This window comes from Cupriavidus sp. MPR-AND1C, from assembly GCF_058809705.1.
The window spans coordinates 18,768-32,626 of sequence record NZ_JBXASU010000083.1; the positions used below are offsets into that span (position 1 = coordinate 18,768).

Here is a 13,859-nt window from a genome sequence, read left to right on the forward strand (position 1 = left end):
TCCATGACAACACTTGCCACGCCCACCATGGGTGGCGCCATCGTAGCCGGCGCGCGCGCGGGAGCACCCCCGCCAGGGGCTCAGCGCTGGAGATTGCGGCGCTCCGTGGCGCTCAGCTGGCTGAGCTGCGACTCGCTCAGCTCCATCTGGCCCAGCACCTGCACCACCCCGTTGGGGTCGTAGCCGGCCGGTGCGGCCCTGGCCCCTTCCCTCGCCTTGGGCGCGGCCTCGTCCGCATCCGTGCCAAAGCCGAGCACCCGCACCGTGAAGATCGACGGCAAGCCCTGGCGCGCCGCGGTGCGCTCGCGCTGCAGCGCGTCCTGCGCCGCGCTCACCGCCTGCGAAGCCGCCGCGCTGGCATTGGTCAGCGCGCCGACGTTCACCGCGGCCAGCACGGGGATGCCAGTGGCCTTGCCCTGCACCTGGATGTTCTCGGCGTTGACCACCCGCAGCGCGGCCAGGTTGACGTTGCCGGACACGCGGATGCCGGCTTCGCCCGCGTCGATGGTGCCCAGCGGCGCGATCAGGTCGATGTCGCCCGGCGGTACCTCGGGAACCGGGTTGAGCGTGGCGATGCCCGCGCCGGTGTTGGGCGTGGTGGGCGACAGGGTGACCAGGCCGATGTTGTCGTACACGCGCCGCTGCGGTGTGTAGACCACGGTGGACTTGGAGCCGCGCCCGGCATTGATGTCGCCCTGCGCCGACCACGCCAGGATGTTGCCGCCGAAGGTGGTGAAGATGCGGCTCTGCCCCAGCAGGATGCTGTCCCTGGCGTAGATCTGGACCTCGCCCGCGCCCTGCGTCAGCACGCCCGACCCCTCGCCCGGGATGAAGCCGCCGTCCACGCCGACCAGCGTGCGCCCGCCCGGCGTCATGATGTCGACGTCGCCGCCGAAGTCGGTATGGATGCCGGCGTCCAGCAGGTCGTACACCCCGATGTTGTATGGGTTGCCGGCCGCCTTGTACTCATCGCGCCGCAGATAGGTGACGCCCTTGAGCGGCCGCTTGGTGGCGAGCGCCCCGGAGACCGGGGCATAGTAGTTGGCGCTGCTGAACATGGTCAGGTCGCCCTGGTAGGCCAGCGCGTTGCCCTGTGCGTCATGCGTGGGGAACAGCGTAGCGATGGCCTCGCGCCCGCGCAGGTAGCTGCCCTCGCGCGGGCCGCCCGCCTGGTTGTACTCGCGCCCGGCGGCCTTGAGCTCGGCGTAGTACACGTTGCGCAGGTAGGCCCGCTGCTGCTCGGGCGGCAACGCGGCGAAGAACTGCCGCGCGTCCATGCTGGCCGCGTCGAAGTGCAGGCCCAGGCCGTTATGCCCGCCAAAGCGGCCGCTCAGCCAGTTGACCAGGTGCAGCTGGCTGGCCAGCCCGTACTCGCGCCGCAGGTCGCGGTTGGCGGCGGCCGCGCCGGCCGCCAAGGCTTGCTGGCGCGCGCTGTCGAGTTCCGCCTGCTTGCCTTGCAGGTAAGCCGGCGCGCCGGCCTCGTCGCCCGCGTAGCCGAACTGGGCGCGCAGCCAGTCGGCCAGCTTCAGCTCGCCACCATAGACGGCCACCACCTTGCCCGGCTGGTCCGCAAGGGCGCGCCCTGCATCGGCCTGGTTAGCGGGATCCAGGTAGCGCCTGGCGAAGGCGTTGAAGTCCAGCCCGTTGCGGCCCACGCCTGCCGCCACTGCGATGCTGGCGCCGCTGCCGCGGTCGCCCGGGGTCACGTTGGCCACCGGCCCGATGCTCTTGAGCTCGGCCCGGTCGGCCATGTACAGGTCGCGCCCGGCGGTGACTTCCAGCAAGCCGGGACCGGCCACGTAGAAGTTGCTGAAACGGATGTCGCGGCCGGCTGAGACCACGGACACATCGTCCGCGTTGTTGTGCACGATCAGGTTGCCACGCGCGGTGGCATTCAGGACCGAAGTGGGCTTCTCGGCAAAGGTGCCGTCGCCGCGGCGCGGAGGAAGGTACCAGCCGTGGCCATCGACGGGCAGGTCCTCGGACTCGCCCAGCGCCGTGCCCGCGTTGACAAGGTCGCGCCCCGCGCGGATCGCCACCGGTCCGCCACCTTCATACCAGTTACCGAAGGTGAGGGCCGAACCAACGCCATTGGCACGGGAAATGATCGAACCCGTGCGCAGGCCGACGATATCGCCATCGACCGCATAGAAGCGCGCCGGCTGGCTGCCGGGGACCGCGTAGCCCGAGGCCGTGGGCGGTGTGAAACTGAACAGCGGGTAGGCCTGGTACGACCCTGCGCCGCCGTTGTTCGCCAGGAACACGCCGGCTGCCAGTCCGTCCGGGCTGATATTGCTCAGCTTCAGCGTGCCGTAGTTGATCTTCACCGTGCTGCCGCTGAACGCGGCGTTGAACGGATTTGGCAGGGCCGTGGCATCGGCGCCCGATTGCGTGATGCCGTAGCCGCCGGCGTAGATCGAATCGCCCGCCAGCAGTTCCAGCTGGCCCGGGCCCGTGTGGGCATACTGCGGCCCCACCGGTGACGGCGCCAGCATCAGCGTGGCGTTGTACTGGACTGGCCGGTTCGTTCCGTCCACCGCGCCGGTGCTGGAATTGCCGTAGTAGAAACTGCCGCTGGGCGCCACCGCGCGCAGCACCGACGGCATCATGAAACGCCCGTCGGTCGCCGCGTGGTTGCCGCCGGTACCTGAATCCGCCGCCGCCATGGATGGCGTCAGGTTGCCGCCCGCGCTGAACAGGTCGATGGCGGTGCCAGGTGTCCACAACGAGAACCAGGTCCAGCCATCACCGGTGTAGCTGGCGCCGTTGGCCCGGAACGGCGTGCCGTTGTTGACCAGCGCCACGCGCCCCGGGTCGCCGACGCCGCCGAGCACCAGGTCGCCGCGCGCGTCGATGCGCACGCCGGCATCCCCGGGCACCAGCACCGGCCCGCCGCCCGCGATGGAGGACGTGGCCTTGTACACGTCGTAGGCACGCGATTCGGCGGGATCAGCGCGGTCGAAACGCAACTCGATGCCGCCCACCGAACCGGCCTCCACACGCAACGCCCCGCGCAGGTTGACAAAGGTGCTATTGAGTTCGCCGTAGCCTCCTGAGTAGCGCGTCGCCGGTGTGGCGTCACCGGTCTGCGAAGCGAACGAGCGCACTTCCGCCACCGGGTTGAGCCCGCCGCCGATGCGGATATCGAGGTCGCCGCCGCCGGCCAGGGTGAGCTGCTTGCCATCGGCCGAGACGCGGCCTGTGCTCGCCACCGCCAGGTTCAGGCCCTGGCTGCGGGCCATATAGCTGCTGGTTGCCGTCATGCGCGACGACAGCATGCCGGCGTCGCCGCCGGCCTCCAGCACCAGGTTGCCGCCGCCCAGGGTGCCGATACCGGTGAACCCGGTCAGGAACGGCGCGCCCGAGAACAACGCGTAGCCATCCTTCGGGCCGGCCACATAGCTGCCGAAGTTGACCCACCAGGCGGTGGGCACGCCCTCGGCGCCCGTCACCGCGCTGCCGGTGCCCTGGCGCCACAGCCAGTTGCCGACGGCGGTGGCGCCGAGGTGAGGGCGTATGGTGCCGATCGCGTCGACCCGGCCCTGGTTGCCACCGGCACCGATCAGGTCGCCCTTCACGTCGCCCTGGGCGCGTACCAGCACATTGCCACCGTGCTCCGGGTACCAGGCGCGGTACAGGCTCTGGCTGCCGCCGTCGATATATGGCACAAACGTCGTGCCATCCGGGCCCAGCAGCGTGCCGTCGAAGGCGGTGGCACGCGGCAGGTTGTACGCCGCGCCCACGCCAGCGGACTGCGTACCGGCGGTGTAGACGCCGAACGGCGAGGTCATGGTGAAATCGCCGCCCGAGATCAGGTCCAGGTCGCCGGTGCCGGTGCGCAGCACGCTGAAGAGCTGCTGGCGGGCCGGCTGCATCTCCGCCCTATACACCGGAGGCGTGCCGTCCTTGACCTTGACGACCACCAGGCCATACCCTAGGTCGTTGAACTTCTTGACCTCTTCCTCGCCGCCCCACTCGTCCAGGTTGATCGGCGTGCCGGGCTCGATGCCCGAGAATTCCAGCGAATCCCCTCCCCACACGTATTCACCCGGCAAGCCGGTGCCCGGCAACACCACATTCACCGAGACCAGGCCGTAGTGGGTGTCGGCCAGCAGCATGGACGCCTGCTTGCTGCGCGTTTGCAAGGCGCGCGTGTCGGCAGCCTGCGTATCCGCGCCGCTCACCAGCCGCACCGACCACGATTGCGAGCCCTCGGGCAGCATCGGCGCCAGCGCCCAGTTGCGGCCCTGGTTGCCGCTGGCGTCTCCTGGGCGCAGTGACACCATGACCGCATCGTCCGGCAGCTTGACCACCGTCTCGCTCGGGATCACCGCCCCCTTGCGCAAGACAAGCGCGTTCGCCAGGTAGACGCCTGGCGCGGTATCCACGCTCGTGCCGGTCTGCGGCAGCGGCACGCCGGCCGGCCAGGTCATGGCCGCCACGCTGGCCCCGCCGGCAAGCCGATTGCCGGCGTCGAGCTGCATGCCGCTGGCCAGCGTCAGCGGCTGCGACAGTACCGTGCCCGCCGCCTGCACCACCTTGCCTTGCGCGTCGCGCACCGCGCCGCCCAGTACCGTACCGGCCGGCAGCACCAGGTCCGACGCCAGCGTGGCGCGCGCCGGCAGCACCGTGCCGGGACGCAGGTTCACGGCCTTGATCGGCAGGTCGTAGTTGAGCGTGCGGCCGGACAGGAAGAAGGTGTCTTCCGCCAGCGTGACCATCTGGCCCTGCGGGATGACGACGTCGCCGCCCCAGGGCACCCTGCCCTTGACCAGCACCCAGCCCTGGTCGTCCGGCGTGACTGGCAGCGCCGAGGCGTCGAAGCCATCGGTCAGGCTGCCGTAGACATTCAGGTTGCCGCCCGCGCGCAGCACCAGCGCGCCGGCTTCGCCGGAGCCATAGACGCCGGTTTGCTGCGTGCGCGGGTTGACGCTGGCATAGCGGTAGCGCGACAGGTCGATGTCGCCATCGATGTGCAGGTCGCCGTCCGGCGTGGCGCTGACGATCTCCACGCCCGGGCGCAGGTGGAACGCGTCCGCATAGCTGCGCAGGCCGGCGAGCCTGCGGTTCATCAGGTCGCCGTTGGCCAGCGCGTTGCCCATGAACACCAGGCTATCTGCGTGCTTGGCGTCCAGGTAGGCCTGGTTGATGAACTGGTAGGGACGGCCGTCGGCCATCGGGTCGGTGCCCCAGGCCGCGTCCTTGTAAGACCAGAAGCCGTTGACCGCGATGGAGCGCGCACCGTCGATGCGCAGCGCGCCGCTGGCGTCGATATCGATATCGGCGCCGGTGGCGCCGCCCAGGCGCGGGGCGTTGAGCTCGACCGTGCCGAGTGACTGCGCGCCTGCGCCGGTGCCGGCGCGCAGGTCCATGCGCGCGCCGCTCTCCAGCGTGAGCCGGCCCGTGCCCGCATTGATCTCGATGGTGGCGCGGTTGGGCGCCTCGATGACCTGGCCGTAGCTGTCCACGCGCAGCACCGTGCCGTGCGCGTCGAGCAGCGCGCCGCCGCCGATGGTGACGCCGTTGCGCGCGGCCAGGCGGATGCTGCCGACCTGCTCGCCGCTGGCGTCGATGGTGCCGGTCACGGTGAGCTTGCCGCCGTCCACCGACACGCTGATCTCGCGCGCCTTGAGCTCGTCGCCGATGGCCAGGTCGCCCTGCTTGAGCTGGAAGCTGCGGATGCCGTAGAGCTTGCCCTCGTTGAGGCGCTGGTTCAGTCCCGTGAAACCGGCGATATGCTGCGCGCGGATGTCCGCCCCACCGGCCGCGTATGGCACCAGGGTGCCGCCGGCATCGTAGTGGCCGCTGCTGCCGCCCAGCACGCTGCCGCGCAGGTCGATGGTGCCCGCGCCCGCGCCCAGCGCGAGCACGGTGAGCTTGCCCGCGCGGTTCTCCTTGGCGGAAACGTCGATCAGCGCGCCGGCGGCCTGGCGCACATCGCCAGCGCGGCTTTCCAGCACCACGTCGCCGCCCCAGCTGTACTTGCTGACGTCATAGAAATCGAGCTTGCGCCCGGCCAGGTCGAGCCGCGCGCCGTCGCGCAACACCACGTCGCGCTCGGCGGACACGGTGAGCTTGCCACTGGGCAGCACTACGGTGCTATCCAGCGCCACGCTATTGCCGTTGAGCGCGATCTCCGCGCCCAGGGCCTCGGCCAGGGCCTTGCCGGACAAGGCCGGCGCGGCGGCACCGGCAGGCGCCGTCAAGCGGATGTCGCCGCCGGCGGTGATCTTGTTGACCGAGCCCGCCTGGCCGGTCAGCAGCGGCGTGTTGAGATTCAGGTTGCCGCCGCTGTAGGCATAGCCCTTGGTGGCGTCATCCCAGGCGCCTTGCGACTGGTAGACCGCGAGCGACCCCTTCTGGTTGGCGGTGATGCGCTCGCTGGCGTTGAGGTCGACCTGAGCGAAGCCGAGCACCATCCGGTCCATGGCGTGGATGGTGTCGGGGCGGCTGTTGGGGCCATAGCCGAACTCGATCTGCTTCGCGTCGACCTGCAGGCGGCCACTGCCCGTGCCGGCGCCGCCGGTTGCCACCAGCCCCGGCGCATTGGTTGCGCCGTTCCACACCAGGATGTCGGTGTGGATGCGGGCCAGCGCATCCGCATTGCCATAGCCCTGGATGGCCGGCGTGCCCAGCACCAAGCGCGCGAGCGAGGACTTGCCGGTGGCCGGGTCGATGGTGGACAGCGCCACCGAATCATAAAAGCGCAGCGCGTCGCGCGCGGTCAGCGCCAGGTTCTCCAGTGCCGGCGCGCCGGTGCTGGTGTCGCCCTTCAGGAGCCGGTCCAGCACGTCCTGGTTCAACGTCAGGCCCGGCGGCAGCGCATTGCGCGCGGCCAGGTCCGCCAGCGTCGCTTGGTTGCCCGCGTTGATGCCGCCGACCGACAGCAGCAGGTTGCGCGTGCCGTAGCGTGCCGCATCGCGCAGGTTGAAGCTCTGGTCGGTCGAGGCGGCGATGGTGCCCTCGGAATAGAGCGGCGTGGTGCCATGGCAGACCGTGCCCGCCCCGCAGCCGCCGATGTCGATGCGGCCCGCGCCGCGCATGGGGTCCGCGCTGTAGCCCGGCGCCAGCATGTCCAGCCAGCCGTTGGAGACCGCCAGCACGCTGACAGCGCCCGGATCGTAGACATAACCGCTGGTGGAATCCCAGGCGGCCTTGCCCTGCCCCAGCGTGTTGATGCCGCCGCCCTGCTCGACGAAGATGCCGCCCGATTTGGCATTGGTCACCAGGTACACCTCGGCGGCCTTGAGCACCGCGCCTTCGCGCAGGAAGATGCTCCCCGCCCCGCCATCGAACGTGGCGATGTTGGCGCGTTGCCTGCTGCCGTAGAAGTCGACATAGCGCACCGCTGGCAGAGCGCCGATGCCGATGCGCGAGGCGCCGATGGCATTGATATCCGCGGCGTACAGCGAGGTGCCGCCAAAGCCCGGCGTCGGCGCCGCGCCGGCGGCCAGGATTTCGTAGCTGGTACCGCCCATCATCAGCGCACTGCCGCCAAACCCGCCCACGGCGGGCGCGTACAAGGTGCGCCCCGCGAAGCGCAGGACGGGCTCATCGCCAGCGGCGCGCGGCGCAGACGGCGCGAAGGAAAAACGCAGTGTCTTGGCGTCGCGCTCCAGCTGGGCGCGCGGCACGCCTTCGCGTGCGGCCTGGGCCAGCGCAAAATCCGCGTAGCTTGTCTCGTTGTACTGCGAATAGCTGCGCAACACGTCGGCAGGCGTCAGGAAGGCCTGGGTGGGCACGGCATTGCGGATGCCGGTGTTGGCCACGCCCAGTTGCGCCGCGGCCGCATACGAGCCATTGCGCATGGCCATGGCGCCAGCGCCCGCCAGCGTGCCATTGCCCAGTCCGTTGAGCTCGACGCGGAACGCGCCGGGCAACAAGGCGAAGGTGGAAGGCAACAGCGTGTAGGTGCCGGCGGGCAGGCCCGGCACGCCGGCGCCGATGGTGATCTGGCGGCCGATGGCCGGATCGCTGGCCCCTTTCTCGGCCACCACCGGCGCGTAGCCGGGCTGCACGCCCGGCACGATCGCATAGACCGGGTTGGTCGACAGGCCCGGCAAGGTGAAACCGCCGCGGGCGCCGACCTGCACCAGCGGATTCATGCGCGCGTCCACCGAGCCACCGCGCCCGGCGAGGAAGGCCGCGCCGGTGAGCGTGCCGCCACCGCTCAGGTCCAGCACCGCGTCCTGCCGCACGTCGATCGTCTTCCCGGCCAGGGTGATGGCCGGGCCATTGCCCACGCCGCTGAACACCACGTCGTTGCCGTCGTGCATGTAGCTGAGCCCGTCGAGCGAGCCGCCATAGGGCATGACCAGGCCGTTGGCGCTGATCGAGCTCACGCTGCCCGGCAGCAGGTTCAGGCGCTCCGTCACAGCGCCGTAGCCCGTCGATCCCAGCTCGAGGTTGCCCAGCGGCGCCCGCACCACGCCGCCCTGGTTGATGGTCGGGGCGCCGAAGCTCAGGCGGCCGAAGACGGAATAGGGCATGGCCGGCAGCTCGTCGCCAACGCGCTCGATGTCGAGGTGGCGCGCGGGGTCGAATTCACGCTGGATATTGCCGTAGTTGTCGATAAAGCTGCGCTGTCCGACGATCACCGAGCCGCTGTCGCCCATGCCCGGATAGATCTGCGCGGCGGCCAGCGTGAGGTTGCCGGGTACGCTCAGCGAGGCGGTACGGTACATACGCAGGTCGCCGCGGCTGCGCAGGGTCGTGGCATCGAAGGCACCGCGCTCTACCGCCAGCGAGCTGTCGGCGTTGCGCTTGATGACGCCGCGCACGCCGATCTGCGTGGTACCCACCAGGTCCAGCAGATCCGCCTCGACCTGCAGCCGGGTGCCTTGCGACACCAGCGGCACGCTCGCCGTGCTCCGCGCCGGGTTGGGCATGTAGTAGAAGTCGGGCGCAACGCGGGTCGTGCCGGCCAGGCGCACATAGGGCGCGGCCAGGCTGACCTGGCTGCCGGCAGCGGCATGCTCCGCCAGCGCGATCGCGCTGGTGGTCAGGCGCAGGCTCTGCCCCAGGGCCAGGTTGACGTTGCCATCGAAGCTGATCATGCCGTTGGCCAGCAATGCGACGTTGTCGAACCCGCCGGCCCCGATGCGGTCCACGCCGATGCGCCCGGCGCCATAGGCCAGGGCGGCATCGCGCGCGCCGGGCCGCAATCCGGCCGCCAGCGCGGTGGCGCCCTGCGTTTGCGCCAGCACCAGCTCGCGCGCGGCGCGCACCGCGTCGTCGACGCTGGGGCTCTTCTGGGTGTAGTTGTCCACCGGGCCGTAGGCCGGGGTCTCCAGGTTCAGCGCCAGCGTGCCGCCGGCGGCCGCGCGCAGGCTGCCGTCCAGGAACAGGCCGCGCAAGGAACTCAGCGCGATGACGCCACCGTCGCTCGCCACCTGCGTGGCGCCCAGCCCGGGCAGGTCCAGCCGCGCGGAAGCGCCGGAGGCATCGATGCGCGCGCCGGGCCGAATCACGACGAAGGCGTCGGCGGCGTCGACCTGGGTAGCGTCCGGGTTGTGGCGCGCACCGATCTCGATCGTGCCGCCCTGGCCCACCTTGCCGTACACGTGCCCCCTCGCGTCAACGGCGGTGGCCGCGCGGCCAGCGGCATCGAGCACGGCGCCGTCGCCGATCCAGATCGATATGGCATCGGCGCTGCCGTTGGGCCGGTCCGCCCGGTCGCCGGTGCCAAGCTTGCCCGGCAGCAATGCGATATTGCCGCCCCAGGCGTTCAGCGTGCCCTCGACGGTGATCTGGCCATTGCCCTGCAGGGTCAGCGCACGGCCCGGATCCACGGTGACGGTGGCGCCCTCCCCGACCACCAGCGGCGCCTGGGTGTAGACCGAACCGGCCGACAATGCCAGGTCGGCGCCGCCGCGCTGGGCCAGCGTGGCCTTGCGCGGGTCTTCCTGCCACAACGGCGGTAGCCAGCGCTCCAGGACTTGCGCCGGATCGGCGCCGCTCGCCACCGCGTGGCCCGCTGCGGCGTCAAAGCGCAGCACCGGCATCGCTACCGCCACGCTGGCATCCCGCGCCACCTGCACGCCTTGCTGGGCGGCCACGGCGTAGCGCGAGAAGCCGCTCTGGAACACCTCGTTGCCGATCACCAGCAGCGGCTTGACCGCGACCGCGCCCGGCAGCTTCGTGCCGGCCAGCAGCCTGGCGCCCTCGGCCAGCGCCACGTCCTTGGGCAACGGCGTGCCGGCCAGCAGGGTGCTATTGAAATCAGGCACGGGGATGCCGTTGGGAAAGACGTCCGCCGGCACCACATAGCCCGGCGCCAGGTCGCCCGATGAGGCTACCAGCACGGTGCCGGCGGGGGCGATGTTGCCGTTCGAATAAAAGCGGCCCTTGTCGTCGATGACCGCGAAGTTCCAGGTCGTGCCGCGCGGCACCAGCCACGGTGCTTGCAGCGTGACCTTGCGCGTCGCGCTGAACAGCGGGTTGCCTTGCATCGCCTGGCCCGGCGCGACGGTGTCCGCCGTGTACGTGAAATCACTGGCCAGCACCGTGCCGGCCGGCAGCGTGACCGACTGCGCCAGCGTCAGGTTGACCGATACCGACTGGCCCGCCGGCAACAAACCGCTGTCGGCCAGCAAGCCACCGCCGATGGCAATGCCCACGCCAGTGTCGATGGTGAGCGTCCCCCCGCCCTTGGCACCATAGCCGCGCAGCTCGCCGTTCATCCGCAAGGCGCCGGAGCCGTTGCCGGCGACGTCGTTCTGGTTGGACAACAGCGTGATATTGCCGCCCCGCCCGCCCTGCACCTTGTTGCCGGCGAGCAGCGCCGCCCCCGACGACACATCCAGCACGCTGCCCGTGCCAAGGGTGACGTCGCCAGTGCTGCTGATGCTGATCGCGCCACCGTTGACGTAGGGCAGCCCGCCGATCCGGGTGAAGTCCAGCTCAAGGTTGGACCACAGCCCCCGCCCATCCAGCGTGACACCTTGCCCCACCGAAACGCCGGGCGTATAACCCTTGGCGGGTACCGCCGCCACCGGCACGTCCAGCCAGGCGCCACCGGCGCTGCTGGTGTACTGATTGATCATGTTGCCCAGCGCGATGCGGCCGCCGCGCGCCGCGAGGTCCGCCCGCGCATCCACCTGCGTGGCATGCAGCGCGAGGTCGCCGCCCGCGGCCACTTGCACGGCCGCACCAACGTCGATGCCGTCCCTGGCGTAGACCTTCAAGGCGCCCAGGCCAAGCCCGTTGATCCAGCCGGCATCCAGGCGCAACTTGCCCTTGCGCTCGTCGGGCAGCGCGTCCGTCATGGCCAGGCCATCCGCGATGCCTTGCACGACGCCGATATCCACCTGTTTCACCAGTGCCTGCGGGCTGTCGCGCAGCATGCCGGTCTTGCTGTCGTAGATCGGCGTGAGTTGCCCGACGATCAGCTGGCCGGCACGTGGCGCGGCGATCTGCGATTGCCTGTAGCCGTCCAGGCTGCCATCGCGCGCCTCGCGCTGGCGATCGCCCTGGAATACCGTGGTATCGATATTGCCTTCAAGCACCGCGGACTGCGTGCCAACGACCACGCGCCCGGCATCGCGCCCAAGCGTGTAGCCGTTCTCCAGCCGCTCGCCCGGCGCGATCAGCGGGCTGAGGAAGTACTCCGTGGTGTTCTTGCCCCAGCGCGCGTGCGCGTTCTCGAAGCCGCGATACAGCCCGGTGTAGAGGTTGTCCGCAGGCGCGGTAGCCAGGTTGTACAAGCCCCCGTCGGCTCCCCTGAGCCAGGTCTGCTTGATGATGCCGCTCTGCACGTTCAGCGAACCGCCTGAGACGTTGATGCGGGACCCGGCCTGCGTGACCAGCTCGCCGCCGCTGAAGCCCACGGTGCCGCCCTGCGCGGCCCATTCGCCGATGCTGTGGCCGCCAGTGCTCAGGTAGCCGCTGACTTCCAGCAGGCCGCCGCCCGTGTACATGCGCTCGGTGGCATAGCCATTGGTGCCCGCGGCGACGCGCACCAGGGTGCGGCGGTCGATCCAGATATTGGCGTTGTTGAGCAGCTTGCTGTCGCGGTTGAGCGGGGCGTCGCGCTGCTCGTTGCCCTGTACGTTGATCATGACGTTGTTGGATTCCATCGCCACGCTGACGCCAACCGCGCCGGCCACATCGATCGCGGCGCGCTCCGCCACCCGCGTGCGGCGCGCGGCGCCCACCATCACCTGGCCGCCGGTGGCAAGCGTCATGGAGCCGGACTGGAAATCGACGTCGCCGCTGGAATCGATCTTCACCAGAGACTGGTCGCGCCGGTTGTAGGCGCCGTCGCTTGGCCGGGCGGAGTCCTTGATCAGCATGTCGCGCTGCGCGTCCAAGGCTGTTGCGTTGCTGTTGTCGAGCAGGATGGCGCTGACGCTGCCGGGCGCCAGGATCACCCGGCTCTCGGCGTCACCGACGGCGTTCAGGTGCAGCGTGCCGCGCGTGTTGACCGAGGTGCTGGACAGCGCCACGCCGGACTGCTCCACGCTGCGGCCAACCAGCGTGATGTCGCCGGTCGCCGCCTGGAGAAAGCCGCTGTTGCTCACGCGGCCTGCCAGGCTCCCGGCATTGCGCTGCACGCTGACCTCGTTGCCGCGCGTGCTCGAATCCTGGTTGGCATCGGTGCCAACGCCCTTGCGGATGATGAAGCTATCGCCGGCAGCCAGGGTGACCTGCCCGCCAGGCGTGGAGATGGAGCCGTGGTTGTGCGCTTCGCGCCCGGCCAGGAGTACATAGCCGCCACCTTCGGTCACCGACTGCGGCTTGCGCGTTTCGATGCGCGCGCCGGCCTGGACGATCACGTCGCCCGTGGCATTGCCGTTCGATGACGTGCTCGGGGTGCTGACCAGGTCGTTGGCAAAGGTCGGCACATAGCCGACACCCAGCGCATCGCTGTACAGACCCTTGCGCAGTTGCGAATCCGTCATGCCCGCTGCCGCCGCCACCAGGTTGCGCGTGTCGACCTGGCTGCTGCCCGAGAACACGACGCCGTTGCGGTTGACGATCATCACTGTGCCGTCGGCCTTGATCTGCCCCTGGATCTGGCTGGGCCGCGCCTGCGGATCGTTGACGCGGTTGAGCACCGCCCAGCTCGGCTGCTGGTCGAACTGCACCGTCGTGTTACGGCCGACGTTGAAGGTCTCCCAGTTCAGGATGGCCTTGTCCGCAGTCTGCCGCACGGTAACCTGCGTCCTGCCGTCGACGATCTTCTGCCCGGTGTCCTTGTCCAGCGGCCTCGCATTGATCCAGCCCGCGGTGAGGCTGTTGGTATCCACCTTCAGCCCGCCTTCGGCCAGGCCATCCGGCACCGACGCATCGTTCATCGCGGCCTGCCGCGCAGCGGCCTGCGCGGCCTGCATGGCAGCGATGCCGCGCGCGGCCACGTTGAGGTTGTCGATGGAGCGTTGCAGTTGTTCGTTAGCGCGTTGCTGTTGCGCCTGGGGGTTGGTAAGTGATGCTGCGGGCTGGCCGTTGGGCAGGCGGCCGGTTGCCGCCGCCGCGTCCTGCATCAGGTTCTTTTGCGCCATCCAGGCGCGGCTGAAGGCTTGTTGCGCATGCGCGCTGTGCATGCCGCCACCGGCTGCCACGAGCAACGCGATGGCGTGGGCCAGGGGTCGGATCGTGAGTACCGTTCTGCTGAATCGCGTTGTCTGTCGCGAGGGCATCTTCTTGTAGTGAACGCGCATGTTCATTCTGGCTTCCATTCCCGTCTAGCTCATTCGGCGTGGCCCGCTCGCCCGGCATTGCTTGGCATTGCTCGGCGAACGGGCACTGCGATCATGTCCATCGATGGCAAGCGCCGTCGATGCTCCTGGGATCTAGACCGTTGGGCGCGGGGGAATCGGCAAGGTTTTATTTGAAGATTTCGTGACAGGGGGATGGGG

General features: G+C 69.9%; 1 protein-coding gene. It reads right to left on the minus strand.

The window, feature by feature from the left end; genetic code table 11:
- Nucleotides 1-80: 80 nt before the first annotated feature.
- Complete coding sequence (locus AC1RWI_RS30410) at nt 81-13,667, minus strand: filamentous hemagglutinin family protein (protein WP_492870152.1); 13,587 nt, start codon at nt 13,665-13,667, stop codon at nt 81-83.
- Between the last annotated feature and the right edge of the window lie 192 nt (nt 13,668-13,859).

Excerpts from the sequence above, each read along its gene's own strand:
- AC1RWI_RS30410 (WP_492870152.1), bottom strand. The coding sequence starts at position 13,667 with ATGAACATGCGCGTTCACTACAAGAAGATGCCCTCGCGACAGACAACG.